This is a genomic window from Gemmatimonadaceae bacterium, assembly GCA_020851035.1.
Classification (GTDB): Bacteria; Gemmatimonadota; Gemmatimonadetes; order Gemmatimonadales; family Gemmatimonadaceae; genus JACMLX01.
In genome coordinates, this window is the sequence record JADZDM010000005.1 from 178,992 (window position 1) to 205,552 (window position 26,561).

25 protein-coding genes and 1 other RNA gene are annotated in these 26,561 nt (G+C 69.3%); 11 read left to right on the forward strand and 15 right to left on the reverse strand.

All coding sequences use genetic code 11. From position 1 onward, the window contains the following. Positions 1-43: 43 nt before the first annotated feature. Positions 44-601, reverse strand: a complete 558-nt coding sequence (locus IT355_04525; protein ID MCC7052508.1) for a hypothetical protein — start codon at positions 599-601, stop codon at positions 44-46. A gap of 707 nt (positions 602-1,308) precedes the next feature. Between IT355_04525 and IT355_04530 the strand changes: the two genes are divergently transcribed. After that, positions 1,309-2,202 carry an aminotransferase class IV gene (locus IT355_04530; protein MCC7052509.1) on the forward strand — a complete coding sequence of 298 codons (894 nt, stop codon included), beginning with the start codon at positions 1,309-1,311 and terminating at the stop codon, positions 2,200-2,202. A gap of 11 nt (positions 2,203-2,213) precedes the next feature. Here IT355_04530 and IT355_04535 read toward each other — a convergent pair whose 3' ends face one another. From IT355_04535 to IT355_04545, 3 genes are read right to left on the reverse strand one after another with little or no spacing between them, the layout of a single operon-like run. Continuing rightward, on the reverse strand, positions 2,214-2,837 hold the full coding sequence (locus IT355_04535; GenBank protein ID MCC7052510.1) for a YdcF family protein: 624 nt from the start codon (positions 2,835-2,837) through the stop codon (positions 2,214-2,216). A 17-nt stretch (positions 2,838-2,854) separates the two neighbouring features. Next, entirely contained in the window at positions 2,855-3,454 is a 600-nt protein-coding gene (locus tag IT355_04540; protein ID MCC7052511.1) for a TetR/AcrR family transcriptional regulator, read from the reverse strand. A gap of 19 nt (positions 3,455-3,473) precedes the next feature. Then, positions 3,474-4,823: an MBL fold metallo-hydrolase gene (locus tag IT355_04545; protein MCC7052512.1), complete on the reverse strand. Its 1,350-nt coding sequence runs from the start codon at positions 4,821-4,823 to the stop codon at positions 3,474-3,476. Positions 4,824-5,045: 222 nt separating this feature from the next. Between IT355_04545 and upp the strand changes: the two genes are divergently transcribed. Together upp and IT355_04555 are read left to right on the forward strand one after the other, a co-directional pair. Beyond that, positions 5,046-5,675 (forward strand): uracil phosphoribosyltransferase, encoded by a 630-nt coding sequence (gene upp, locus IT355_04550; protein ID MCC7052513.1) that lies wholly within the window; start codon positions 5,046-5,048, stop codon positions 5,673-5,675. Between the two features lie 192 nt (positions 5,676-5,867). Continuing rightward, on the forward strand, positions 5,868-6,809 hold the full coding sequence (locus IT355_04555) for a hypothetical protein (protein MCC7052514.1): 942 nt from the start codon (positions 5,868-5,870) through the stop codon (positions 6,807-6,809). 286 nt (positions 6,810-7,095) lie between these two features. Here the strand turns inward: IT355_04555 and yidC are convergent, their stop codons facing one another. The 4 genes from yidC to rpmH all read right to left on the reverse strand — a co-directional run bounded on the left by yidC (position 7,096) and on the right by rpmH (position 9,706). After that, positions 7,096-8,808 (reverse strand): membrane protein insertase YidC, encoded by a 1,713-nt coding sequence (yidC, locus tag IT355_04560; protein ID MCC7052515.1) that lies wholly within the window; start codon positions 8,806-8,808, stop codon positions 7,096-7,098. A gap of 73 nt (positions 8,809-8,881) precedes the next feature. Further along, positions 8,882-9,166, reverse strand: coding sequence for a membrane protein insertion efficiency factor YidD (gene yidD / locus IT355_04565; protein MCC7052516.1), 285 nt, complete (start codon positions 9,164-9,166; stop codon positions 8,882-8,884). Beyond that, on the reverse strand, positions 9,166-9,495 hold the full coding sequence (rnpA, locus tag IT355_04570; GenBank protein MCC7052517.1) for a ribonuclease P protein component: 330 nt from the start codon (positions 9,493-9,495) through the stop codon (positions 9,166-9,168). The genes yidD and rnpA overlap by 1 nt, the downstream gene beginning before the upstream one ends. 46 nt (positions 9,496-9,541) lie before the next feature. Next, on the reverse strand, positions 9,542-9,706 hold the full coding sequence (gene rpmH / locus IT355_04575; GenBank protein ID MCC7052518.1) for a 50S ribosomal protein L34: 165 nt from the start codon (positions 9,704-9,706) through the stop codon (positions 9,542-9,544). A gap of 193 nt (positions 9,707-9,899) precedes the next feature. Here rpmH and dnaA point away from each other — a divergent pair, with 193 nt between their 5' ends. Then, entirely contained in the window at positions 9,900-11,273 is a 1,374-nt protein-coding gene (gene dnaA / locus IT355_04580) for a chromosomal replication initiator protein DnaA (protein MCC7052519.1), read from the forward strand. A gap of 310 nt (positions 11,274-11,583) precedes the next feature. Next, a complete protein-coding gene (gene dnaN, locus IT355_04585) occupies positions 11,584-12,696 on the forward strand; it encodes a DNA polymerase III subunit beta (protein ID MCC7052520.1) in 1,113 nt (370 codons plus the stop codon). Between the two features lie 57 nt (positions 12,697-12,753). Here the strand turns inward: dnaN and IT355_04590 are convergent, their stop codons facing one another. Both IT355_04590 and rnpB read right to left on the reverse strand, forming a co-directional pair. Further along, positions 12,754-13,560, reverse strand: coding sequence for a hypothetical protein (locus IT355_04590; GenBank protein ID MCC7052521.1), 807 nt, complete (start codon positions 13,558-13,560; stop codon positions 12,754-12,756). A 35-nt stretch (positions 13,561-13,595) separates the two neighbouring features. After that, an RNA gene (rnpB, locus tag IT355_04595) (RNase P RNA component class A) lies at positions 13,596-14,000 on the reverse strand. A gap of 155 nt (positions 14,001-14,155) precedes the next feature. On the opposite strand from rnpB, the gene IT355_04600 reads away from it, so the two are divergent. Further along, positions 14,156-15,055, forward strand: a complete 900-nt coding sequence (locus IT355_04600) for a helix-turn-helix domain-containing protein (GenBank protein MCC7052522.1) — start codon at positions 14,156-14,158, stop codon at positions 15,053-15,055. 14 nt (positions 15,056-15,069) lie between these two features. On the opposite strand, the gene pyrE is transcribed toward IT355_04600, so the two are convergent. Both pyrE and IT355_04610 read right to left on the reverse strand, forming a co-directional pair. Continuing rightward, positions 15,070-15,612: an orotate phosphoribosyltransferase gene (gene pyrE, locus IT355_04605; protein MCC7052523.1), complete on the reverse strand. Its 543-nt coding sequence runs from the start codon at positions 15,610-15,612 to the stop codon at positions 15,070-15,072. Positions 15,613-15,641: 29 nt separating this feature from the next. Then, positions 15,642-16,565 carry a serine/threonine protein kinase gene (locus IT355_04610; GenBank protein ID MCC7052524.1) on the reverse strand — a complete coding sequence of 308 codons (924 nt, stop codon included), beginning with the start codon at positions 16,563-16,565 and terminating at the stop codon, positions 15,642-15,644. Positions 16,566-16,721: 156 nt separating this feature from the next. On the opposite strand from IT355_04610, the gene IT355_04615 reads away from it, so the two are divergent. Genes IT355_04615 through IT355_04630 form a run of 4 tightly spaced genes read left to right on the forward strand, consistent with a single transcriptional unit; the run spans position 16,722 to position 22,019 of the window. Next, the gene (locus IT355_04615) at positions 16,722-18,176 is read left to right on the forward strand and encodes a GWxTD domain-containing protein (GenBank protein ID MCC7052525.1); all 1,455 of its coding nucleotides are present in this window, start codon (positions 16,722-16,724) and stop codon (positions 18,174-18,176) included. Then, positions 18,173-18,784: a hypothetical protein gene (locus IT355_04620; GenBank protein MCC7052526.1), complete on the forward strand. Its 612-nt coding sequence runs from the start codon at positions 18,173-18,175 to the stop codon at positions 18,782-18,784. The genes IT355_04615 and IT355_04620 overlap by 4 nt, the downstream gene beginning before the upstream one ends. 41 nt (positions 18,785-18,825) lie before the next feature. Further along, on the forward strand, positions 18,826-21,705 hold the full coding sequence (gene polA / locus IT355_04625) for a DNA polymerase I (protein ID MCC7052527.1): 2,880 nt from the start codon (positions 18,826-18,828) through the stop codon (positions 21,703-21,705). Further along, entirely contained in the window at positions 21,702-22,019 is a 318-nt protein-coding gene (locus tag IT355_04630) for a hypothetical protein (protein ID MCC7052528.1), read from the forward strand. The genes polA and IT355_04630 overlap by 4 nt, the downstream gene beginning before the upstream one ends. 4 nt (positions 22,020-22,023) lie before the next feature. Here IT355_04630 and IT355_04635 read toward each other — a convergent pair whose 3' ends face one another. From IT355_04635 to IT355_04645, 3 genes are read right to left on the reverse strand one after another with little or no spacing between them, the layout of a single operon-like run. Then, positions 22,024-22,617: an SRPBCC family protein gene (locus IT355_04635; GenBank protein MCC7052529.1), complete on the reverse strand. Its 594-nt coding sequence runs from the start codon at positions 22,615-22,617 to the stop codon at positions 22,024-22,026. A gap of 39 nt (positions 22,618-22,656) precedes the next feature. Continuing rightward, on the reverse strand, positions 22,657-24,075 hold the full coding sequence (locus tag IT355_04640; protein MCC7052530.1) for a 1-acyl-sn-glycerol-3-phosphate acyltransferase: 1,419 nt from the start codon (positions 24,073-24,075) through the stop codon (positions 22,657-22,659). Beyond that, positions 24,038-25,525: an MFS transporter gene (locus IT355_04645; GenBank protein MCC7052531.1), complete on the reverse strand. Its 1,488-nt coding sequence runs from the start codon at positions 25,523-25,525 to the stop codon at positions 24,038-24,040. The genes IT355_04640 and IT355_04645 overlap by 38 nt, the downstream gene beginning before the upstream one ends. 23 nt (positions 25,526-25,548) lie before the next feature. Here IT355_04645 and IT355_04650 point away from each other — a divergent pair, with 23 nt between their 5' ends. Continuing rightward, the gene (locus IT355_04650) at positions 25,549-26,544 is read left to right on the forward strand and encodes a hypothetical protein (protein ID MCC7052532.1); all 996 of its coding nucleotides are present in this window, start codon (positions 25,549-25,551) and stop codon (positions 26,542-26,544) included. The last annotated feature ends 17 nt before the right edge of the window (positions 26,545-26,561 follow it).

Genomic DNA, 26,561 nt, shown 5'->3' on the forward strand with positions numbered 1-26,561 from the left:
ACCCACAGCTGCAGGTCGGGCGCCGGACACGATGTCGATCGACTCAGGGCTTGAACGAGATTCCGAACGAGATCGGGATCAGGCGAGCCGAGCCGCCATTCGCCATCACGTTGTGGATCCGGGCCTCGGTGAAGGCATCGAACCCAGCCAGCCCGAAGGTCACACCACCGCCGGCGTTGATGCCGAAGTTCGTCCCGATGCCACCGTTCGCACTGTAGAGCCCGGCTCCGCCGAGCACATACGGAACGAAGGTCGCATCCTTCGCGCCCTCGAAATTGTAGACCACGTTGGCGTTCACCGTGAACCAGTTCTTGCCACTGTACTTCACCGACGTCCCGCCGCCGATCGGGGTGATCGACTTCCCGGGCGTGGTCCAGAGCCCGACGTCACCACGGAAAGCGAACGGGTTCGATCCCGGCTTGTACGTCGCGTGGCCCTGGATGTTGAACCCCGTGCCCTGCGTGTCCCCGATGTTGCCGATGGGCAGCGTCAGGCCGCCGGAAATCCCGTACTGAATCGCACTGGACGACTGCGCCTGGACCGCCGGAGTGGCGCCCACAATGGCCGCGAAAACCGCCGCGCCAACCAGAAGCTTCTTCATGCGTCTCTGACTCCTCGATGTTGTTGTTGTCCCGCATGCCGCCGATCACCCACTCGGCAACACACAACGGAATCCGCGCGACTTCCGATACCTGCACATTGGGCAGGGTCAGCTGTTAAGGCAACTCAACAGCAGACAGTTTCGTGCCAGTGTCGCGCCACTGATTATTCAACGACTCTTTGCTGTCCCGATCGCCAGGGTTAATCCCGGAGAGCGGCACACCGTGACAAACACCGCAACAACGCCCACAGCAGGCCACCGTCCCTCTCATTCCGGACAGCGGTGATCCGCCGCACCCACCATCCTGTCTGGTACCAGTACGGCTGCACATCGGTCCCTGTGTCAGTCGCCGAGCCACCGGAGCCGACCCGCACTGGCGCCCCTGCACCGCACACGACGCTGGCATTTCGTGTCCCATCAGGCGGACATTTCCGCGGTTGCTTGTCACGCCCCGCCAACGGACTACCATTCGCTCACGAGACGTCTTCGTCCCTTCCGGGCGACCGGGCAATACCCCTGCCAACGCCGGCCGGCCGGTCGTCCAACACCAGGCGCCGATCACCCGGGTGGGGACGAAAGACGGTACAACTCCCGGAGAACGCGGTGCCCGTACGGCCAGCCAGCAGCCCCACCCACCCAGCGCGCCGCGGGTTCCCGCGTCGCCGGCCGGCGGCGTGCCTGCGCAGCGTGACGGGAGCGTCGGCCGCATGAGCGCCGCCACCTCCATCCGGGTCTGGGTCGACGGTGAGCTGGTCAGCGACGGCAGCCGCGCCATCTCCGCCTTCGATCGCGGCCTGACTCTCGGCGATGGCATCTTCGAGACGATGCGGGTGCTCAACGGCGTGGCTCCCATGGCGCCGGCACACCTCGACCGACTCGCCAACGGCGCCGAGCGTCTCGGGCTCGTGCTGCCGCCCGCGATTGCGGAGCACGTCAACGAGTGCGCGGCCGCGGCGCAGCGCATGCACATGGCCGACGCCGTCCTCCGCCTGACCCTCACCCGCGGTGATGCCCTTCCGGGCATGGCGGGCCTCAGCGGCGGTGCCTCCCGCTCGATCGTCACGCTCACGCCACGCATCGCCGTGCGCGACGAGGTGATCGATCGCGGACTCACACTCATCACCAGCGAGTGGCGGTGGAGCGCACGGCGCCCCACCGCCGGCATCAAGACCCTGGACTACACCGCCAACGTGCTCGCACTGCGCGCCGCACACAGCCAGGGGGTGGACGACGCCCTCGTGCTCGACACCGACGAGCGCATGGTGGGGTGCACCGCCAGCAATGTCTGCTGGTTCTCGGAGGCCACGCTCTACACCCCGTCGGCCGCCACCGGCGCGCTCCCCGGCACCACCCTCGGCCTGCTCTGCGAGCTCGCCCCCTCGGTCGGCCTGACGGTGCAGCACGTGGAGGCACCCGTCGACGCCCTGCTCCATGCCGACGCCGCCTGCGCCGCCAGTTCCATCCGCGGCGTGGTCCCGATCACGCAGCTCGACGGCACGACTATCGGCGGCCAGGGCCGCTCGCCCCGCTTCCGCGCCCTCCACGATGCCTGGCGCGTGGAGATGGCCCGGCGCGCCAGTGTGGACTTCGTGGTCGATTGAGCGCCCGCGCGTCAGCGCGGCGACTCCTCCTCGAGCAGGAACGCCAGCGGCGCCTTCAGCGACTCCGCCAGCACGTACCGGATCCCCGCGGCGTCCGAGAGCACGATCGGGCTGCTGCGCGTGGGCGACCCGTAGGCCGTGAGGTCGAGCTTCCACGCCGTCAGCAGCAGGCGCAGCATGTGGAACCGGTCGCTCACCAGCACCACCGCGCCGAGGTCCCGTGCGCGCACGATCCGGGCGACGGCGTGCATCTGCTCCGTGGTGCTGCGGCTCTCGTCCTCGAGGATGATCGCCTTCGCCGGCACGCCATGCTGCCGCGCATACCGGGCGCTGGTCTCGGCCTCGCTCGTGATGTCGCCGGTGGCCTTCCCGCCGGTCACGATCAGGTACGGCGCCACGGTGCTGCGATAGAGCGCGATGGCGTGATCGAGGCGTGCCGTGAGCACCGGCGACGGCCGTCCGGCATACTGCGCCGCACCCAGCACCACGATGGCGCCTGCAGGCTGCGCGGCGTCGCGATGGCCCGCCACCAGCACGGCAGCGATCGAGACGCCCCACACCACGAGCAGCAGCAGCAGCGCGCGAGCGAAGAACCTGAGGATCGTGCCGGGTAGCGAACGTCGTCGTCGGGCCACGCCTGAAGTCTACACCCTCAGTCGGTCAGGCCGAGCGTGGCCAGCCAGAACACGTCGAACGAGATGCGCGCATTGCGCTCCGGCGCCACCACGCGATCCAGCGCCAGCCCGTCCACGAACGCGATGAAGGTGTCCGCCACCAGCGGCACCGGCACACGCGGGCGCAGGCCGAGTGCCTCGAAGAGCTGCGTGATCACGCCGGCGGCCGCCTCGCGCCGTGCGGCCGCCGTGGCGCGCACTGCCGCCTCCACCGACGCCCCCTTCACCAGCGTCAGGTCCAGCAGCGCCCGCAGGTCGCCCCGCTCCAGCTCGTCGGAGAGCCACTGCCAGAGCGCATCGAGCGCCGCCGTGGCCGGCACACCGGTCAGTGCCGTCTCCTGCCGCGCCACCAGCCCCGCCCGCAACCACTCCACCAGGCGCGCCAGCAGCTCGCCCTTGTCGTGGAAGTGGTAGTGGATCAGCGCCTTGCTCACGCCGGCCGCCTCGGCCACGTCCTGCAGGCTCACGTCGGCCGCGCCCATCGTCACGATGCACGTGCTGGTCGCCTCGAGGATGCGGCCGGCGGCCGCGCCACGTCCGGTGGAGCCCGAGGATGCTGCGGTGCTGGAGTCACTCATGCGGACCATCCCGTCGACGTCAGAGCTGGCAACGGTCGCCGGGTGCCGGCGCCGTGACGTGGAATCCCTTCGCCGACAGCTGCGCCGCCAGCGCCGCCTGCGCCGGCGGCTCGCCGTGCACCAGCAGCACCCGCGGCAGCACCGGCGAAGTGCCGCACACGGCGTCCAGCCAGAGCGCCAGCTCGCCGCGGTCGGCATGTGCGGAATAGCCGTCCAGGATCGCGACCTCCGCCTCGAGCGGCACGTCGTTCCCGTAGATGCGCAGCGTGGGACGTCGCTCCACGATGCGGCGCCCCAGGGTGTGCTCCGCCATGAAGCCCACCACGAGGATCGTGTTCTTGCGGTCGCCGGCAGCGTGCGCGAGGTGGTGGAGCACACGCCCCGACTCCGCCATGCCCGACGGCGAGATGATGATCATCGGCCCGCGCATCGCGTTCAGCGCCTTGCTCTCGGTCACGTCGCGCGTGTAGTGCACGAGGTCGAAGTGGAACAGCTCGTCCACCGCGCGCACGAGGTCCTCGGTGCGGTCGAAGCACTCGGGGTGCGTCTCGAAGACCTGCGTCGCGCCGGTGGCCAGCGGGCTGTCGATGTAGATCGGCACACGCGGGATCTCGTTCGCACGCGCCAGCGCATGCAGGTCGTAGACGAGTTCCTGCACCCGCCCCACCGCGAACGCCGGGATGATCACGCGCCCGCCGCGCGCGGCCGTCTCCCGCACCACGGCGCCGAGCGCCGCACGCGCATCGGAGATCGGCAGGTGATCGCGGTCCCCGTACGTGGACTCCATGATCACCACGTCGGCTCCCACCGGCGGGTGCGGGTCGCGGATGATCGCCAGGCCGCGCCGACCCACGTCGCCGGAGAACACCAGCCGCACGGTGCGCCCCTCCTCCGTGCACTCCAGCACCACCGACGCCGAGCCGAGGATGTGGCCGGCGTCCGTGAACATGGCGCGCACCCCCGTGACCACGTCGAACCAGCGGTCGTACGGCTGCCCGACCATCTGCCGGATCACCTGCGTCGCATCGTCGGGATCGTAGAGCGGCTCCGCATGCGGTGCACCGCGTCGCTCGAGGACCTCGGCATCCTTCACCTGGATGCGCGCCGAGTCGGCGAGCATCAGCGCACAGAGGTCGCGGGTGGCGGCGGTGGCGTGGACCGGGCCCTCGTAGCCGGACCGCACCAGGAACGGCAGCCGGCCGGCGTGGTCGATGTGGGCGTGGCTCAGGACCACCGCGTCGATCCGGTCCACGGGCAGGGGCAGCACCTCGTTCTTGCGCCGCGACTCGGCGCGGTGTCCCTGGAACAGCCCGCAGTCGAGGAGGACGGTCTTTCCGCCCACCTCGAGGATGTGACAGGACCCTGTCACCTCGTGCGCAGCCCCTGAGAACGTGACGTGCATGCACCACCACGGAAGACGGTTGACACGGCCGGTGTGCGCCAGCGCGCACCGCCCCTATCCCGCTAGCTACACCAAAGGCCAGCCGCTGGTAAGGGCGGGCACCGGTGACGGCGGCGACGGCGCGCACCCTTCCGTTCGCCGTCCACATCCGGGCATCTTGATCGCGTGACCGACACCCCCCTTCCCGACATGACCGGCGTGACGCTGGTTCGCCATCCGCTGGTGCAGCACAAGGTCACGCGGCTGCGTGACCGGAGCGCCTCGACGAAGCTCTTCAAGGAGCTGGTCGACGAGCTCTCCATGTTGCTGGCGTACGAGGCCACCGCATCACTCACGCTCGAGCCGTACCCGGTCGAGACGCCGCTGGAGGCACACACGGGCGTGACCGTGCAGGGGAAGAAGCTCACCGTGGTCCCGATCCTCCGCGCCGGCCTCGGCATGGTGGAAGGGGTGGTGCGGCTGGTGCCGGGCGCGCGAGTGGGTCACATCGGCCTGTACCGCGACCACGACACGCTCGAGCCGGTGGACTACTACTTCAAGGTGCCGGCCGATGCGGCGGACCGCGCCTTCCTGCTGCTCGACCCGATGCTTGCCACCGGTGGGAGCGCCGCTGCGGCGGTGTCGTCGCTGAAGCGGGCCGGCGCCGGACGCATCACGTTCATGTGCATCGTGGCAGCGCCGGAGGGAATCGCGCGCCTCCGCGCGGCACACCCGGACGTGCACATCGTCTGCGCCGCCATCGACCGCGGACTGAATGCCAGCGGGTACATCGTGCCCGGGCTGGGTGACGCCGGCGACCGCCTTTTCGGCACGCGCTGACCCGGCGGAGCACCATCGCGACCGTCCGCGGAAGGGCGCGCCGCCCCTTCCGCCGCTGATCCACCCCGGCTGCGCCGAGTGCGCGCTTGCTCAGTGCGACTTGCTCCCTTGTACGTGTACCGCTCGCGCCATAGAATGCCACCGGGACCGTCACCGTCGCGACGCGCTCCGCGAGATCCGAACACAAGGCTGATGCTCATCAATCTGCTCCCCGACTTCCTGGCCGTGCTGCACAGCGCCGATCGGGTTGCCGCATACGAGCGCTACTTCGCCGCCAACAAGGCGCTGCTGACCGCGTACTGGGACAACTACGTCGTTGACCCGACCGGCCCGCACGTGGGCGAGATCATCCGCAAGACGGTCGCCGCCGACCGCAGTGACCTGCTCGGGGTGCTCGACAAGGAGCCGCTCGTGCTCCGCGCCCGCCAGACCATGGCGCAGGCCATGAGCACGCTCGACATCACCGACGAACCCGACGTGGTGCTGATGGTCGGCGTCGGCGCCGCGAACGCCGGCGAGCTGGTGATCGACGGCCGGCCGGTCGCCTTCATCTGCCTCGAGCACTTCACCGGTGAACGGAATCCGGACACCGACTCGCTCGGGCTCGACCCGGCGCTGATCCCGCCCTGGCTCGCGCACGAGATTGCCCACGGCGTGCGCTACACGGCGAAGGACAGCGAGAGCACGATGAAGCAGCTGGTGGCCGAGAACGGGGGCTACTACTCGTTCTGGGACACCGGGAAGCGCGCCACGCTGCGCGAGCTGCTGGTGAACGAGGGGCTGGCCACACACGCGGCCCAGGCGATCTGCCCCGACTACGCCGCCTGGGAGTACATGGGCTACGGCCGTCGCCAGTACGCCCGGATCCGGGAGCTCGAGCCGCTGCTGGCCCGCACCATCAGCCCCGACCTGGACCGCAACGGACTCGGCCTCCGCCTCCGCTGGCTGAGCGACGGCACCAGTGACGACGCCCGCACGGTCGAGCGCCACGTGATCCCGGAACGCGCCGGCTACTTCCTCGGCCACTCCCTGGTGGCGCCCGCCGTCGCCGAGCGTGGCATCGCCTGGGCGCTCCGGGCCAGCACCGACGCCCTCATGCAGGTCGGGCGCAACGCTGCTGTCGCCAGCGCCTGATCGACGTCGGTTCAGGATCGCTGGAACTGCATCGACGCAAGGACGCAACGGGCGCGAAGGACGCAATGAGGTCGGTGCCCGAGACGGCCTTCGCTCGAGCGAGAAGCAGAGGAATCGAAGGGAACTGCAGTTGCAGTTGCAGTTCCGGAAGCAATGACGAGGCCCCGATGCGCATGGAGGACTGCTCCGCGCATCGGGGCCTCGTTCATCATGGTCTTCTTTGCGTCCTTCGCGCTCGTTGCGCCTTTGCGTCCAAGCCGTTCACGATGCCTGCTGAACACGGACCTCAGGCCTTGCGCGGCTTGGCAGGAGTGCCTTTGTCGCTGTAGACCACCGGCTTGTCCTTCGTCTTCAGCCGCTCGTTCGAGATCAGCCACTGCTGCGGGATCGCCGCCAGGTTCTGCACGAAGTAGTACAGGTTCAGCCCCGCCGCCGCGCTGAAGAAGAAGGTGAACATCATCGCCGGGAACATGTAGGCCATGATCTTCGCCTGCGGGTTCGGCGGCATTCCGCGCATGCCGATCCACGACAGGCCGAAGGCGCTCAGCGCCATCAGCAGCGGGATCACGAACGTCGGGTCCTTCTGCGAGATGTCGGCAAGGTAGAGAAACGGCACGCCGCGGAACTCGATCGTGTTCTGGAACACGAAGAAGAGCGTGATGAACACCGGCATCGGCAGCAGCATCGGCAGGCACCCCGACAGCGCGCTGAACGGCGACATGTCGTGCTCCTTGTACACCCGCATCGTCTCGGCCTGCATCTTCTGCGGGTCGGACTTGAACTTCTCCTGCACCGCCTGCAGCTCCGGCTGGAGCACCTGCATCTTCATCGAGGTCCGCATGGCGCGCTGGTTGAACGGCCAGAGCAGCAGCCGCACCGCCACGCCGAAGATCACCAGCACCCAGCCGTAGTTCAGCTTCATCGAGTCGTGCATCCACAGCAGCGCCTTCATCACCAGCGTCGCGAACGGCTGCACGAAGCCCTGCAGCCAGCCGCCGTACGGGTTGCTGTTCTCGAAGTCGCGGCCCAGCGCCCGCAGCCGCTTCCATTCCTGCGGGCCGGCATAGAGCTCGAAGCGGAAGGTGCCGTCCTGCAGCGACTGCAGCGCGGTCGCGATCACACGGCTTTCGAGCTTGCCCGTCTTCGGGCCGCCCGTCACCGTCACCTCGTCGAAGGGACGGTCACCGGTGGCGGTCAGCAGGCCGGCGATGAAGAACTTGTTCTTCGAGGCCACCCAGGTGAACGGGCCTTCCTGCAGCTGCCGCTCGCCGGGATCGAGCTTGTCGAACGCGATGCTCGAGGTGTTGCCCCCCTTCACCGGCTTCATCGCCACCGCGAGGTGGCGCTGGTCCTCGGTGGTGTCGGCCTCGCTGGAGTTCAGGCCGCTTGGCAGCGTGACACGCACGAACGCCGGCGCGGTGAGGCCGGTGACCTTGCCGCCCACGCGCACGAGGAAGCTGTCGGGCTGGAAGGTGTAGGTGATGGCCACCGTCGCCTCACCCGCCTGCCCGGTGTAGGCCACCGTCCGGTCGTCGGGACGGGTCGCTGTGAACGACACGCCGGCGAGGTCGATCACGCGGTTCCCGGCCGGCTCCTTCACGATCAGCGCGTACTGCAGCAATGCCTCGTCGCGGCGCACGAGCTCGACGCGCTCACCGGCACTCGCCTTCTCGGGCAGGCGCTTGTACCCCGAGAGCTGCACCGACACCGGCGCTGCACCCACGCTGCTGAGCCGCACGATGCTCTTGGTTCCCGTCAGCGTGGCCGTGTCGGCCGCCGCCGCCATCACGGCGGTCGCGGCGCCAGGCTGCAGCGCGGCGGCGGCGCCCGGTGCAACCGGCGCGACGGTTGCCGCCGGTGACGCGGCGGCTGGTGCCGGTGCCGCCGCCGGCGCGGGTGCGGCCGGCTTGGCCGCTGGCTTCACCGGAGGGAACAGGTACTGAGTGAGACCGATCACCGCCGCCGACAGGGCGAGGGCGAGCAGCATGCGCTTGTTCATACTGAGGTGTGGAGGGTCAGGCGAGGCGCGAAGGCGCGCTCAGAAGCGCGTACGATCGCGGCGGTCGGAAGGTTCAGGGAACGGGGTCGTGTCCGCCGGGCCGGAACGGGTGGCATCGCGCGATTCGCCGCGCTGCCAGCCAGGAACCGCGAAGGACGCCGTGTCGCTCGATCGCCTCGACGGCATATGCCGAGCAGGTGGGAGTATAGCGGCAGGTGGCTGGAAACAGCGGGGAGAGGAAGAGCTGGTAGACCCGGATCGCGGCCGTGGCGGTCCAGCGCGCCGCCGCCACCAGCGCGGGCAGCGGCGGCCGCGGCGGCGGCCCCTCGGGACCGGGCTCTGCCGGCGTGACCGTCATCAGTCCCGGGCCTGCGCCGCGGCGGCAGGCACCGGCTGCGTGTCGAGACGCCGGAGCAGTGTCGTCACCTCCGCCTGCACCTGCGCCCACGTCAGCCGGTACGCGCCCGGCAGCACTCGCACGACCACATCCTGCGGACGCAGCGCGGGCAGCGCCAGGACGCGGACCAGTTCGCGCAGCCGTCGCTTCAGTCGATTCCGGTCCACGATCTCGTGGCCATGCTTCGGCACGATGAACCCGGCACGCGCATACGACAAAGGGGAAGCCGCGACGCGGAGCTCGAAATGAGCCGACCGCACACGCTTCCCCTCACGTCGCACCCGTTCCAGCTCCGGTTTCCTCGTGAGACGCTGGTCTCGCGAGAACCGGAACGACTCAGGCGCCGGCGTACTTGTCCGGCAGCTGAACGGTCAGCTGCTTGCGGCCCTTCTTGCGACGACGTGCCAGCACCGCGCGGCCCCAACGATCGGCCATGCGGGCACGGAAGCCGTGCTTGCGGATGCGGCGCTTGTTTCTCGGACGATACGTCGGCTTGCCCATATGTACTCCAGGAGCGTTTGCTGTATTCGGGGAAAGTCTCCAAACCTATTCAGGACAAGCACTTCGGTCAAGCGACCTGATTCGACGGATCACTTGCCCGGACTCACGCGCACCACCATCTGCGCGGTTTGCGATCCTGCCCGCGTCCCTGTAAACTCGCGCTCCCGCAGTGAATTTCTCCCCGCCGCTCGTAATGCTCTCGGCTGCAGAAACCTGGGCCCGTCTGCTCGACCGCGCCCGCCTCGAACTCCAGGAGCAGACCGTCCGCACCTGGCTCGAGCCGTGCGAACCGCTCCGCGTGGACGAACGTGCCCTGACGGTCGGTGTCCCCGACCAGTTCGCCGCCGACTGGAACGAGTCGAAGCACTCGGCACTGCTCGCCAGCTTCGCTCCCGTCGCGCTCGGACACCCCCTCCAGGTGCAGTTCGTCGTCCACGAGTCGGCACGCACGCGGCCGCAGATGGACCTGTTCGTCGCCCCCGTCGAGGCGCCGCGGCCACCCGCCGTCCCGAACCCGAACTTCGCGCCACTCTCCGAGCGCTACACCTTCGAGCACTTCGTCGTCGGCAAGAGCAACGAACTGGCCGCCGCTGCCGCCATCGCCGCCGCTCAGGCCCCCGGCAAGCTCTACAACCCGCTCTTCCTCTACGGCGACACGGGGCTCGGCAAGACGCACCTGATGCAGGCCGTCGCACACGAACTGCTCAAGCGCGACGCCAGTACCCGCATCACCTTCGTCGGCACGGAACAGTTCACGAATGAGCTCGTCGGCTCCATCCAGAGCCGCACCACCCAGGATTTCCGCCGCCGCTACCGCGAGACCGACCTCCTGCTCGTGGACGATGTGCAGTTCCTGAAGGGCAAGGAAGCGACCCAGGAAGAGTTCTTCCACACCTTCAACGCGATCTACGAGGCCGGCCGCCAGATCATCCTGACCTCCGATCGACCACCATCGGAGATCCCGGGCCTCGAGGCCCGGCTGGTGAGCCGCTTCCAATGGGGCATGGTCGCCGACATCGCGCTCCCCGACGTCGAGCATCGCGTCGCCATTCTCCGGCGCAAGGCGCAACTCGACCACCTCGAGCTCACGATCCCCGACGATGTCATCCAGGTCATCGCCGACAACGTGCGGTCGAACGTGCGCGAGCTCGAAGGGGCGATCATCAAGCTCCTCGCCTACGCCTCGCTCAAGCATGCCGACATCACCGTCGACCTGGCCCGTGAGGCCCTCAGGGACCGCTTCAGGAGCGACGGTGGCGCTGCCGCGCCGGTCGGGGTCACCGTGGCCGCCATCCAGGCCGCCGTGGCCCGGGAATGGGGTGTCACGGCCGAAGGCCTGAAGTCGAAGACGCGCACGAAGATGCTCACCGTGCCACGGCAGGTCGCCATGCTGCTCTGCCGCGAACTCCTCGCACTCCAGCTGGTGGAAATCGGCAACGCGTTCGGCGGACGTGACCACTCGACGGTCATCCACTCCCTCGACCGTGCCGAACAGGCTGCCAGGGACGACATCACCTTCGCCGCGCGTGTGGAAAAGGTCCGACGGCTGTTGGAAACCGGCGAATGATCCACACCACTCCACGCCCGGCACCGACAATCCACATGACTCGGCGCGACGATGATGACGGATGCGGAAAAGCGCTGTCGTTCTCCCCGCCGCTCCACAGCCGCTCGGCTTGGCGAAACCCTTGCAGCGACGTAGCTTCCGGCATTCTTCCACAGTCCCGTCGCCCTCTACGACTACGACTGTTAAAGATCTATAGAACAGCATTACAGCAGTACGTCCACACAGATCGGAACAGGCTGGTCCAGACCGCAGGATCGATTGCCACACAGGGCGTTCGCCCGGCGTCGATCCGGTGCACCCCGAGGAGCTGATGCGATTCACCATCGCGCGTGAAAAACTTCAGGAAGGGCTGGCCGCGGTCGCGGCGAGCATTCCCGGCAAGACAACGCTGCCGGTCCTGGCGAACATCCTCGTCGAGACCACCGAGCGCGGCATCCGGTTCTCGGGCACTGACCTCGACATCCACGTCAGCCACGAAGTCCAGGCCGACGTCGAACGGCAGGGCGGCATCACCATCCCCGCCAAGAAGCTGCAGGAACTCGCCCGCGAGCTGCCCCCAAACCCGGTGAAGATCGAGTCGGCCGGCGAGCAGAAGGTGAGCCTCGAGTGCGGCCGCGCGAAGTTCAAGCTGAACGGCCTGCCGAAGGACGACTTCCCGCAGTTCCCGGCGATCAAGTTCGGGGAAGGCTGGCGCGTGAAGTCGGCCGACGTGCGCAAGCTGATCCGCCACACCTCCTACGCCGTGAGCACCGAGGAGAGTCGCCCGATCCTCAACGGCGTGCTCTGGGAGCTGAAGCCGGATCACATGCGCATGGTCGCCACCAACGGCCACCGCCTGGCAAAGATGGACGTCGCCGTCTCCGGTCACGGCGCACAGACGTCGGACCTGATCGTCATGCCGAAGGCACTCGACCAGGTGAGCAAGCTCTTCCCCGACGAGGAGGAACTGGAGGTCGCCCGCGGCGACAACCACCTCGCGTTCAAGAGCCCGTTCACCACGATCTACACGCGCCTGATCGAGGGACCGTACCCGAACTACGAGCAGGTCATCCCGAAGGACAACGACCGCTTCGCGATCGCCGACAAGGATGCCCTCGCCTCCGCCCTGCGCCGCATGGCCACCGTCGCCAGCGACCAGACGCACCGCATCAAGCTCTCCTTCAATGCCGGCATCCTCCGCTTCCAGGTCACCACGCCGGACCTCGGCGACGGCCAGGACGAGATCCCCGTCCGCTACGAAGGCGACCCGATGGACATCGGCTTCAACGGCGCCTACCTGCTCGAGATCCTGAAGTACATCCCGACGCCCGAGGTGAAGCTCACCTTCAAGGCACCGGAGCGCGCCGCGACCGTCGAACCGGAAGGCTGGAGCGACCCGGCGACGTACCTCACGATCCTCATGCCGCTGCGCCTCTCCGACTGAGGCGCTGTGACCGGGGGGGCGACGGAACCACGCGTCGCCGCCCCCCGGCAGACCGGCTCAGGGCAGCAGTGTCGCCGAGTCCGTGATCTGCTGCACGATGCGCCGTGTCTGCTGGCCATTGGTGAGTTCCAGCTCCAGGCTCTGCGTTCCGCGCCACGACTGCAACTGCCGCGTGCCCACCAGCACCACACCCAGTGACTCGCTCGTGCCGCTCCCGTTCAGCGTGACCTGCTGCGCACGCAGCGTCGCGCCACCCGACACCCGGATCACGGCGCGCCGCTCCAGCAGCAGGCTGGTGCTGTCCATTCCAGTGAGCAGCCGGTTCGTCACCACCGTCACCGCCGTCACGGGAAGTCCCGCACGACAGGTCGTCACGGTCAGCGTGTCACTCCAGCTCGCGTCGGCGACGAGCGGCACCGGCAGCAACGGCAGCAGTTCGGGCAGCAGCCCGGCCAGCGGCCGCTCCGAGGCACAGGCCGTGGCGCTGTCACCCGTGACACGCGGCCGCCCACCGGTCAGCACGGCGAGCACCGACACCCCGCGGGTGAACGCATCCGGCGGACGCTTCACCATCCCGGTCGACGTCACCTGCAGTGAATCCAGCGACATCGTCGCCACCGTGTCCGCCACCGCACTCAGCGCGATCGTGACCAGCGATGCCGTCGTCAGTGTGTCCACCAGCGGTGGCTGGCCCGCCCGCTCCAGCGCGATCACGGCCGTGGACACCACGCGATAACGCGCGCCCTGCGCCTCCGCGTCCTCCACCGACACGACCTGCACGCACACGAGGCAGGCCAGGAAGGCGCAGCAGCGCCGGCCCGCCAGCACCAGCCAGCGGGGAATCTGCGTGACGAGTGCGGCCACGGGAATCAAGAAGAAGCCAGACGGGAATGATGGGTGATGTGCGCCGACCTGTAAGCCGGGTTCTGTCATCGCGCGAACGCGATGGATGATCATTCCTCTCGGCGTACAATCGCTTGCACGCTCCAGCAGCCTACCCGCGGCGTCCTGATCGGGACGGGCCGTCCCTCGCCGCTTATTTGGCCTTGCTCCAGCCGGGGTTTACCCTGCCACCACCGTTGCCGGTGGCGCGGTGCGCTCTTACCGCACCTTTTCACCCTTGCCTGATCCGGCGCGAACGCCGGCCATCGGCGGTGTGTTTTCTGTGGCACTTTCCGTCGCCGGGCAGCGATCCCGCCACTGCACGACGCCCAGGCATTACCTGGCGGCCCGCCCTGCGGAGCCCGGACTTTCCTCGAGCAGACATCCTTGCGGACCTGTCTCGCGATCACCCGGTCGACGCCCATCACCTGCCGCAACGTAGCGCCACCCGACGCGACATGGCAGCAGCGCATCCGGCACATCGGTGCGTTTCGACACCGCCCCAACCCCCCCGCCCCTGACAGCGCCGTGACGGGCCACCTGAGGTTTGCCACGTCCTCAGCACAGGTGACCCGACATGTCCGCACCGCGACACAGCGCACCGCGCGTCTCCGCCGCCGCCACACGGCCCGCCGCCCCAGTACCCGTCACCACCATCCTCACCCCGTCCGAACGCAGCGCGGTGGATGCCGCCGGACACGGTCTGTATCGCACGATGCACCGCACCTCGCTCGACGAGGTCCGTCGCGACCTCCGCGAACAGTCCGCCAACGCGGTGCTGCTCTCCCTTGCCTGCTGCACGCCACGCGACGCCATCCGGATGGCCGCCATCCTGCGCGAACACCCGCGCATCCCGATGATGGGACTCGTCACCAGCGCCGACCGCGTCCATCCGCAATCGCTGCTCTCGCTCGGCCGCAGCGGCATGCGCATCGTCATCGACGCCCGCGAATCGGGAGGCTGGCACCTGCTGCGCGAGACGGTGGCGACGGCCGACCGCGCTGGGTTCACGGTGGATTCCGCCATCGCAGACCTGCGGCAGCGCCTCGTCGCCGCCGGCGACGACTGCCTCGAACTCTTCGAGCTGTTCTTCAGCGCACGCCCCGCAGTCCACAGCGTGCGGCAACTCGCGAAGATGGTCGCGGTGCACCCTGGCACGCTCATGAGCCGCTTCCATCGCGCCGGACTGCCGTCGCTCAAGTCCTACCTCGACCTCGCGAACCTCGTCCGCGCGGCACACCGGCTCGAGGACGAACGGCGTTCGATCGCCGACGTGGCGACGAGCCTCGACTACTCCTCCCCCCAGAGCTTCGGCCGCCACGTCACACTCGTGCTCGGCATGACGGCATCGGCGTTTCGCGAGCGCTACGACTGCGAGGGGATGTACCGACGCTTCTGCGACGAGCTGATCACCCCGCACCTCGGGAAGATCTGCGCCCTGCAACCCCTGCGACCGGCGCCCGACGGCCCACACTGACCCCAGCTCAGGGGTCAGGATGCCGGGATCAACCCCTTGAGCTCGGCCGCCGTCGTGAACGCCAGCAGCGGAATACCATCGGCTGCCAACGCCTCCCGTGCACCCTCTTCCCGGTCGACCAGTGTCAGCGCCCCCACCACCGCACCTCCCTCGGCGCGGATGGCACCTGCAGCGTTGAGTGCGCTTCCGCCGGTCGTCATCGAATCCTCGATCACCACGACCCGGTCGCCGGCGCGGAACGAACCCTCGATCCGCTTCCCCATGCCATGACCCTTTGCCTCCTTCCGAACCGCGAAGCAGCGGACCGGATCGCCAGCCAGGGCGCTCGCGTAGGCGATCGCGTAGCTCACCGGATCGGCACCCATCGTCAGGCCACCGACGGAATCCACCGCCCAGCCGCTGTCGCGCAGCAGCGCGTGCGCCAACGGTCCGACCAGGACCAGGCCGTCAGGGCTCATCGTCGTGAGCCGGCAATCCACGTAGAAGTCACTCGTCCTGCCGGACGCGAGCGTGAACGAGCCCCGCCGAGCCGACCTGGCCGCGAGCAAGGCCACCAGGGCGTCGCGGCGTGGGGGCGCGGTCACGCTCAGGTGTCCCGGGATCCGAAGAGCCCCTTCACCTTCCCGAACAGGCCGCCCGACTTCGACGCGGCCGACGGCGCCGGCATCGCGACCAGCGCCGACTCCAGCGCCGTGGCAAAGTCAGTGATGCCCGGATAGCGATCCGCAGGCTGACGCGACAGACCCTTCATGACCACCCGCTCGACATCATCTGAGAACGTCATCCCCGGCACCGCCTTGTTCAGCGGCGTCGGCGGCTGCGTCAGGAGCTGCGAGAGCATGTCGCGCGTGGACCGGGCCGTGTACGGGTGCACGCCGGTCAGCAGGAAGTACGCGATCGTCGCCAGGCTGTACTGGTCCGCCGCCGGCCCGACCAGCACGCCGCTCAGCGCCTCGGGCGCCACGTACAGCAGCGTTCCCACGAAGAACCCGTCGCGCGTCAGCCGCTGGTCGTTGCCCTGCTCCGGCTCGGCCGCGATCCCGAAGTCCAGCAGGCGGATGCGGTCGTTCTCCGCGTCGTACATCAGGTTTTCCGGCTTCAGGTCGCGGTGCACGATGCCCTGCCGGTGCGACGCATCCACTGCGGCGCCGATCTGGCGCACGATGCTCGCGACCTGTGCCCGCGGGAACGCCCCCGTGCGCTTGGCCACCTTCTCCAGCAGCTCTCCGGGCGCCCACTCGATCGCCAGGTATCGCAACCCGTCGGCGGCGCCCAGCTCGATGGTGCGCACCACGTTCGGGTGCACCACCCGCAGCCCGAACTCGGCCTCACGCTCGAATCGCGTGACAGCCGTCGGGTCATTCCGGAGCTTGGTGCGAAGCACCTTCAGCGCGACGACGCCATGCGTCGGATGCGACGCGCGATAGACCATCGCGGTCCCGCCTTCGCCCACCATGTCCTGCACCGCATATTCAGCGATGACCGTCCCAACGAGCGCGTCTCGAGTCACGGGGGTAAGCCTACGTGGCGCGAGGGAAGGCGGCAAGCGCACAGGCCGTCTGCCCCTCACGCAACGATGCAGCGGGACACGTGTACCGTATCTTGCAGCAGCCCCCGGCGACCGCCACGGCGATGCTCCGGGACACTCCGAACTGGTCACCAACGCATGATCGCGACCGACGTCTTGGCTCAGCAGGGGACTCACTCTCGAGGGCGGCGCTCCGTCCGGACCCTGGCCCTCGGGGTCCTTGGCGCGCTGCTGCTCGTCGGCTGCGCCGGACGCGCCGGCGGCCCGAGGCCGGTCGGGCCCCCCGGCGGCGACGGCCAGCCACCGGCGGGGCGACGCGGCGATCTCGTCGCGCAATCCGACCTCGTGAAGGTGTTCCAGAACCTCGGCATGCTCGCCAACGGTCTGCCGCTGCCCTTCACCGGCTCCATCGCGACACTCGCCGGCCCGACCGCCGACAGCACGCTGATGGTCGTCTCACTTTCCTTTCCCACTCAGGCCTTCAGCTTCACCCGCGAGGGCGACCGGTTCCGCGCCTCGTACGTGGTCGCGGTCGAGGCGAGGCAGAACGGGGCCGTCGTGGCCCGTGGCGAATCGAACGAGACCGTCCGGGTCGTGAGCTTCAAGGAGACCCAGCGGATCGAGGAGAGCATTCTCTTCCAGCAGCAGCTTCTCGTGCCGCCCGGCGCCTACACCATCGCCGTCCTCGTGCGCGACGGAGCGACGTCCCGCTCCGGTGCCCAGGAACGCACGCTCGTCGTGCCGCGGTACGGCCGGCAGCCCTCAACGCCGATCATCGCCGTCGAGGCGACGCCACGGAATACTGCCACCACCGCGCCCGACCTCATCGTCAACGCGCGCAGCACCATGGTCCTCGGGCGCGACACCGACCTGCCACTGTATCTCGAAGTCCGGGACTCCGCGCCGGGCGGTGTGCCGATCCAGATCGCCATCCGCGACGCGAAGGGCGCCTCGCTCTGGCAGGACAGCGTCGTGCTGCCGCAGCGCGCCGGCCTCGCCAGCAACATCGTCCGGGTGCCAGTCAGCCAGCTCGGAGTGGGCATCGTGCAGGCCGCCGTCTGGCGGACCGGACAGGCCGACACCGTCACGCAGCCCGTGCTGATCAGCTTCGGCGACGACCTCCCCGTGGCATCGTTCGACGAGATGATCGGCTACCTCCGCTTCTTCGCCAGCACCACGCGGCTCAACGCCCTCAAGACCGGCACGCCGCAGCAGCGTGCGCAGTCGTGGGCGTCGTTCCTCACCGAGACGGATCCCATCTCGATCACGCCGCAGAACGAGGCGCTGCGTGACTACTTCCAGCGCATCCGGATCGCGAACGAGCGGTACCGCGAGGATGCGGCGGCCGGCTGGCTCTCCGATCGCGGGTCCGTCTACGTCGCCCTCGGTGAACCCGACCAGATCATCGACAACAACAACCAGGGGTCGCAGGACCTGAACATCGGCCAGCGCGGGCGCATGCAGGCGTGGGACTACACCGGTGAGCGCCTGCGGCTGATCTTCATCGACCAGAGCGGGTTCGGACGCTGGCGCTTCTACGGCTCGGGCGCGAACGACTTCGCCTCGGCGCTCCATCGTCGCCTGAACCGATGACCAACCGGGGCGTCGTCGCGGGCGGCCGGGAGCTGCCGCGGAAGACGCTCCACCTCACCACGATGTCGGTGCCAGTCGGGCTCTCGCTCGGCGTGCCGCAACGGACGGTGGCACTCGCCCTGCTGGCGCTCTTCGGCGTGGCCTGCGGCGTGGAGTTCGCGCGCCGCCGGTCGCGGCGGTTCGGCGCGTTCTTCGAGGGCACGTTCGGGTCCCTGCTGCGACCGCACGAGCGCCACCGGGGCATCACCGGCGCCACGTGGCTGCTGGCCGCCTTCGCCCTGACCACGCTCGCAGCGCCTCCCGCCGCGGCCATCGCCGCCACCTGGGCCGGTGCCGTGGGCGACGGCACCGCGGCACTCGCCGGACGTGCCTGGCGGCAGCGGCACCCCGGCAGCGGCAAGACACTCGCCGGCAGTCTCGCCTGCCTCGTTTCCACCGCCGCCGGCGCCTGGTGGCTGGCCGGATTCGCCGCCGCCGCCGCCGCCGGCCTCGGTGCCGTCGCCGCCGGTGCCGAGCGCCCCGGCGTCGCCGTGGACGACAACCTGCGCGTGACCCTTGCCGTGGCACTCGCCGCAGCCCTGTTCCTCGCGTCCGCGACCCCCGGCTGAGTCCCGCGAAACCGGGCCGTCTCGCGGGATAGATTGCCCGCATGACTGCGCCCGCTCCGACCGTGCCCGCGTCGCCACGGCTCTTCCTCGTCGATGGCTATGCGCTGATCTACCGCGCCTTCTTCGCGCTGATCACCCGCCCGCTCAAGACCAGCCACGGCGTCAACACGTCGATCGCATGGGGCATCGCGAACTTCCTGAACCGCCTCGTGAAGCAGCACCAGCCCGACTACCTGTGCTGGGTGCACGACTCCGGCGCGACGTTCCGGGACGAGATGTACCCGGACTACAAGGCGACGCGCGAGAAGCTGACCGAGGACCTGCAGGCGGACTTCGACCTCGGGCTCACGCACGTCCGCGCCCTGCTCGATGCGTACGACACCCCCATCATCTCGCTCGAGGGCTTCGAGGCCGATGACGTGATCGGCACGCTGGCGCGGAAGGGAGTCGACGCCGGGCTGAACGTCGTCGTCGTCTCCGGCGACAAGGACTTCCACCAGCTCGTGCGACCCGGGGTCTGGCTCCTCAACCCCGGCCGCGGCGGGCCGGCCAGCGTGGATGAGCACTGGGTCGGCGTCGAGAACGGCAGCGAGCGCCTTGGCGTGCCGCCCGAGCGGACCATCGACTTCCTCGCGCTCGTCGGTGATGCGTCCGACAACGTGCCTGGCGTGAAGGGCATCGGCGAGAAGGGTGCGCAGGAGCTGATCCGGGAGTTCGGTGACCTCGAGTCGATCCTCGCCAACGTCGCGAGGATCACGAAGAAGCGCCCCCGTGAGGCACTCGAGCAGCAGGTCGAGAGCGCGCGCCTGTCGAAGACGCTGGTCACCATCCGCACCGACTGTGACGTACCGCTGGACCTGGATCGCCTGCGCTTCCACCAGCCGCACCGCAACCAGCTGCGCCAGGTGTACGTGGACCTCGAGTTCACGTCGCTGGCGCGGCAGCTCGGTGATGGCGCAGCCGAGCCGCGGCCCGCCGGCCCGCCGGAGGGCGTGGACGCGCCGATGGACGTGATCGTGGCGGAGGTGGTGCCGTCTCTCGCGACGACCTACACGACCGTCAGCACCGTGGCGCAGCTCACGGCGCTCGTGCGCCGGGCCCGGGAGGTGCCGGTGATCGCGTTCGACACCGAGACGCGCATCGACGCCGACTGCCCGATCCCCATCAACGCGATGCGGTCCACGGTGGTCGGGCTCTCGATCGCGACCGCGCCATGCGAGGCGTGGTACCTCCCGTTCCGGCATGTGCGCGCCGGTGCGTTGCAGGGCGACCTGCTCGATCCCGGGGCGAACGCGGTGGTCGAGGTCCCAGAGAACCTGCCGCCGCTGGACAGCGAGGCCTGCCTCCCGCTGGTGGCGCTGCTCGAGGACGGGTCGGTGCGGAAGGTGGCGCAGAACGCGAAGTACGACCTGCTCGTGATGCGGAAGGCCGGCATCACCGTGCGCGGGCTCGTGTTCGATCCCATGCTGGCCAGCTATGTGCTCGATCCCGGCCGCCGCTCGCACGGGCTCGACGCGCTGGCGCTCGAGGTGTTCGACCATCGCATGATTCCGTACGACGAGGTCACCGGCAAGGGACGCAACCAGGTCACGTTCGATCGCGTGCCGGTGGATGCCGCGACGCAGTACGCGGCCGAGGATGCCGATTTCACGCTGCGGCTGTACGAGCACTTCGATCCGCTGGTGGAGCAGTCCGGCACGCGCGAGCTGCTGGACCGCATGGAGCTGCCGCTGGTGAATGTGCTGGCCGACATGGAGTGGGCCGGCATGGCCATCGACCTGTCGTGGTTCGCGTCGCTGAAGGAGCGGTTCATGGCCGAGCGACAGCGGGTGGAGCAGCTGGTGTACACGTCGGCGGGTGAGACCTTCAACATCAACTCCACGCCGCAGCTCCGCACGATCCTGTTCGAGAAGCTCGGGCTGCCCGTGAAGAAGAAGACCGCCACCGGCGCCTCCACCGATGCCAGCGTGCTGCAGGAGCTGGCCGACGAGGGCCACGAGCTGCCGGCGCTGCTGCTGGAGTACCGCGAGATCTTCAAGCTGGAAGGCACGTACATCGACTCGCTGCCGACGCTGGTCGATCCACGTGATGGGCGCGTGCACACGACGTTCAACCAGACTGTCGCGGCCACCGGGCGCCTGGCCAGCACCGACCCGAACCTGCAGAACATCCCGATCCGTCGCGAGCTGGGCCGCCTGATCCGCCGCGGCTTCGTCGCCGCGCCGGGCACGAAGCTGCTCGCCGCCGACTACTCCCAGATCGAGCTGCGGCTGCTCGCGCACCTGTCGCAGGACCCGGCCTTCGTGACGGCGTTCAACGCCGGCGGCGACATCCACAAGCAGACGGCGAGCATCATCTTCGGCGTGCCGCTCGCCGATGTCACCGGTGAGATGCGGGCGCGGGCGAAGACGATCAACTTCGCCACGATCTACGGCCAGGGCGCCCGCGCCCTCAGCCTGCAGCTCAGGATCAGCTTCGCCGAGGCGAAGGAGTTCATCGCCACGTACTTCGAGCGGTTCGCGGGGATCCGCGCGTTCCTCGACTCGCAGGTCGCGCTGGCGCGGGAGCAGGGCTACGTGCAGACCATCTTCGGGCGGAAGCGCTTCATTCCCGAGGTGCACGACCGGAACTTCAACACCCGCGCCTTCGGCGAGCGCATCGCGCAGAACTCGCCGCTGCAGGGGTCGGCCGCAGACCTGATCAAGATCGCGATGCTGAAGATCGCGGATCGCCTCGCTGTCGAGGGCCAGGGCGCTCGCATGCTGCTGCAGGTGCACGACGAACTGGTCTTCGAGATCCCCGAGCCCGCGCTCGACGCCGTGACGGCGATGGTGGTGCACGAGATGGAGCACGCCGCGGCGCTCAGCGTGCCGCTGGTGGTCTCCACCGGCGTGGGCGACAACTGGCTCGATGCGAAGTGAACCGGGACGCCGCGGCACCGGAGGCTGCCGACGAGCGGTTGCGGTGGCGTGAGTTCGCCGACCGTCGCGAGGGGATGATCCACGCGATGGAGGGCGGACTCTGGCTCCACCGCCACGTCTGGTTCGGCACGCCGATGGCGCACCTCGTGAGCACCGATCGCGAGCGGCTGCTGGCCTACGGCGAGTCGGTGGGGCTGCCGGCGCACCGGCTGCAGGAGAAGCCGCTCAAGGACCCGCGCACCGGTGCGCGGCGCGCGGCCTGGCACTGGGACCTCGTGGGCCGCTTCCTGCCGCCCGTGCCGCCGGGCGGCTGAGGCGTCACGTCTGCGGCCGCTCCGCCTCGACCTTCATCGCCGCGAGCCCCTTCTCGAAGTCCTTGCCGAGCAGGTCGTCCATCGAGACGAACACCTGCATCACCCGCGACAGGAACGGCGACGGGCCGTACATGCGGAACGTCACGGTCGTTGCGCTGCCGGACGGCACGAGGGTGTACTCAGCGGTGTTCTGCGACGGAATCGGCTTCAGGAAGGTGAACGTCGCCTTCACGCGGGACCCCGGCACCGACTCGATGATCTCCATGCGCCCCGCGCCGGCCTTGCGGTTGCCGCTCCACGCATAGCTCGCGCCCGTGCCCGCAGAGGGCGTCGAGATCGCGCGCGTCATCCCGGGATCCAGGTGCTCCCACGGCGACCACTTCCCGAACTGCTGAAAGTCATTCACGAGCGGGAAGATGCGCGCCGGGGGGGCATTGATCGTGATCGATCGCTCGACCCGGAACGAGTCAGGCCGGCGCAGCGCTGCCAACGCCACGATGCCGACGATGACCAGGATGACGAACAGCAGCTGCTTGATCACGAACAGGCCCCGGTCGGAGGAGGGACGCGGATGGGACTTCGCCGTGCGCCCGGACACTTCGGCACACCGCCGCGTCCGGGACGACCCGCCACCACTCTACATCGCCGCGACGCCGGTGGCGATGGCCGCCGCCTCGTCCCGCAGCGCGAACAGCTCGGTGCGGAGCCTGGCCTGCAGTCCCGGGTCGTCCCGGAAGGCCCGCCAGGCCCGTGCCCGCATCCGCAGGTCCCGCAGGCGTTCGCTGTACCGGATGTCCCACGATGCACTCGGGATCAGCAACCCGGCGTATGCCAGCGCCCATCCCCCACCGGTGAGCCACCACACCAGCGCCGTCTGCAGGACATAGAAACTCGGGACCAGCAACACGCCCAGCACGACGGTGTTCATCGCCAGGTTCGACTTCGCGCTGGCCGTCGCGCGTCCGAGCCAGCGGGTCAGGGTGAACGGCAGGAAGTGATTGAGCCGGCCCCACATCGCGAGTGGCACGCCCACCGCCGCCAGGAGCAGTTCACGCACCACGAACCGCCCCGCCGCCGGCAACCCGGTGTCCAGGATCACGTCATCGAGACGGATGCCGAGGCCGGTGGCGGTCCGTCGCAGCGCCAGCAGCCGGTGCTGCACCTGCACCACGTGTGCCTGCACCGGAGCCGGCAGGTCCCCGCGCGCCATGCGGTCGCGGATCGCGTCGGCACGGCGCGCCACGTCCACCATCGCCGCAATCGGCGCGTCGGGATCGTCCAGCGGCCGCACTTCATCGGTCGTCGCCGCCAGCACCGTCGCCACGTCCAGCACCTCGGCCGCGTCGGCATCATCGGTGAAGTTCAGCGTCACCGCATGCAGCCGGCGCGAGATCTCCGCCGTGAGCGCGTCCACCGTCGACGCCTCCGCCGGCAGCGCGTCGAGCAGGATCGGTGCACCCACCTCCACCAGCACCCGCGACCGCAGGCTGTGCTTCCCTTCGTAGTTGATGCCCACCGGGACGATCGCAATGCCCGCCACCCCCGCCTGCCGGGCCGAGAGGGCGATGCGCGCGGTGCCCGTGCGGATGGGGGCGAGGCGCGGTTCGTCCCAGCTGCGCCCCTCCGGAAAGATCAGGACCATCTGCCCCGATTCGAGTGCCGCGTGGATTGCCGCGAACGACTGGGCGTTGCGCGCGGCATCCGGCAGGGCCGCCCCGCCGGCCTGCGCCAGCTCGTCCTGCACGCGCCGCAATGGCACGACCCGCATGTGGCGCAGGAACGCGCCGATGGCGGGATTCGCGAACAGCGTCGCCTTGCCGGTGAACGTCAGCTGCCGCGGCGCGATGATCCCCGCGAAGATCGCATCCATCAGCTCGTTCGGGTGGTTGACCACGAGCAGCACCGGACCGCCCGCGGGGATCCGGCTTGCGCCGTCGAACGCCACCTCGCGGTAGTACCAGCGCACCGCCAGCCGCGCCACGCCACGCAGCAGGCGATAGCTGAGCGTCTCACGCTGCTCAGGCGGCACCGGCACCCGGTGTGATGGCTGCGTCATCGGCAGCCCGCGCCGCCTGCGCACCGGCCTTCTCGTCCACCAGCGTCAGCAGCCAGGCCCCCACGACGAAGAAGGCGATGACGGACAGGATCGCGACCCGGCTGCTCCCCGCGAGCTGCGCTGCCACGGCGAACGCCAGCGGCCCGAGGATGCCGCCGAACTTCTCGAAGACACTGAAGAAGCCGAAGAACTCGCCGCTCTTGTGCCGGGGCACGAGCGTCGAGAACAGCGACCGGCTGAGCGCCTGCGTGCCACCCTGCACCAGCCCCACCACCACCGCCAGGATCCAGAAATCCCGCGCGGTGCGGAGGAAGTACCCGAAGATGCAGATGCCGGTGTAGACCATGAGGCCGAGGAAGATCGATCGCTTCGCGCCAAGGCGGCCGGCCAGCGACCCGAAGGCGAACGCGGCGGGGATCCCGATGAACTGCACCAGCAGGATCGCCGCGATGAGCTGGCCCTGGTCGATCTGCAACTCGGTCCCGTACACGCTGGCCATCTTGATGATGGTCTGGATGCCGTCGTTGTAGATCGTGAACGCGAGCATCATCAGGAAAGCCTGCTTGTACTCCCGCAGCTCGCGCAGCGTGGTGCCGAGCCGACGGATCGAGGCTGCGATCGGCGACGCGCGCTCGGTCTCGTTCGGTTCGAGGCCGGCCGGTGGCTCAGCCACCACCCGCAGCACGGGAATGGCGAACGCCACCCACCACGCGGCCACTGCGATGAAGCTCAGGCGCACCGGCAGCGTCGCCTGGGACGGCGTGAGCCCCGCGCCGTGCGGCAGTCCGAACAGCCCGGGCTTCTGGATCACGAGGAGACTGAGCGCCAGCAGGAGCCCTCCCCCCACGTAGCCGAGCGCGTATCCGGCGGTCGAGACGCGATCGACCTCGGATTCGTCGGCGATGTGCGGGAGCAGCGCCTCGTAGAACGTCATGCTGCCGGTGGCGCCGGCCAGCGAGAGAATGAAGGCGAACGACGCGAAGACCATGTCGCCGCGCGCCGTGAAGAAGAGCGCCGCCGTCGCGCCGGCACCGATCAGCATGAACGCGACCAGGAACTTCTTCTTGGCCGCCTTGAAGTCGGCCAGGGCACCGAGGATCGGTGCCAGCACGGCGATCAGGACGGCGCCGATCGTGTTCACGTAGCCCCACCACGCCGAGGCGCGCTCCGGGGTCATGTCTGCCGCGGCCACCTTCACGAAGAAGATCGGGAAGACGGCCGTCATGATGATCGTCTGCATCCCCGAGATGCCCCAGTCGTAGAGGGCCCAGGCCCGCAGTTCCGGGCGATGCAGCCCCAGGGCACGCAGCCAGCGCGGGCCGGTCGAGGCCTGGCGGGAGTGGGGCGCGGACTGCTCTGTCGGCACGGAACCTCGATCGTGGACGGAATGGCGGGTCGTGCCGGTAGGGTAATCGCCAGCGCCGGGTTCGGCATCGCGTTGCCGGGGCATGCTGCGACCCTATGTTTGTGCACATGGAGTCGAAATCGACCGCCCGCACCCGCCCGTCCCATCGCCGCCTCACCGCCGCCGTGGGGTGCTGGATGGTGGCCGGTGTGCTGCTCGTGGCCTGTGGCAAGGACACGCCCGCGCCGCGCGTGGACTCCGTGGCGCCGTCGGTCGCTCCCGCCGCAACACCGGTCGACAGTGTCGCGCCGAAGGTGGATACCCGCTGGAGCGGCAGCGCCGGCCCCGCCCTGTACCTGCCGGGAGAGAATGGGGTTGCGCAGGTCATCCTGCCGCCGGTGCTCGACGACAGCGTGCCGAAACCGTCGTCGGTCACGCTCCCGGCTGGCGCCGCACCGGCCTCGGTCGACCTGTTCGCGCCCACGGGCCGGGTCGCCACGGTGTCGCTCGGTGAATACGCCGCGTCGGCCCAGCCGGAAGCGGTCGAGGGGTGCGACGCGTGGCCGGTGGTGCCGCTGCGGGGGGACGCGGCGGGTGTGGCCCCGGCCTCGTGGAAGGTCGCGCTGCGCGCCGGCGTCGCCGACCCGGTGCCGACCGACTCCATCGGGGCGATGTCGCGGGGCGATTCCGCGCAGCTCGTCGTCGCGATCAACAAGGCCGCCGCCCTCCTCCCGCTGGACCCCGCCGGCGTGCTCCGACGCGTGCCATTCGGCGTCACTCGTGCCTATCGCCTGAAGCTCGGCACGGACATCGACGCCGTCGTCGCGGTCGTGGAACGCCGGCTGAACGTCGAGGCCTCGCCGCGCGTCGAGCGCACGGTGATCGTGCTCGAGAAGTCGCCAGGCATGCGCGCCTACGCCGCCGTCTGGCGCGACACGCAGTACGCCGAGGAGGATGACCTCATCGCCGTGGAACTGCTCGCGGTCGTGACGTTCCGCGCCACCGGCATCCCGGCCGTCTTCCTCGGCCAGGACTTCGGCGACGGCTCTCGCGTCCAGATGCTCCAGCGCACTGCGGGCGGCATCTGGTCGCTGCGCTGGGAGAGCGCCTACACGGGCTGCTGATGCACGCCAACGCCGGG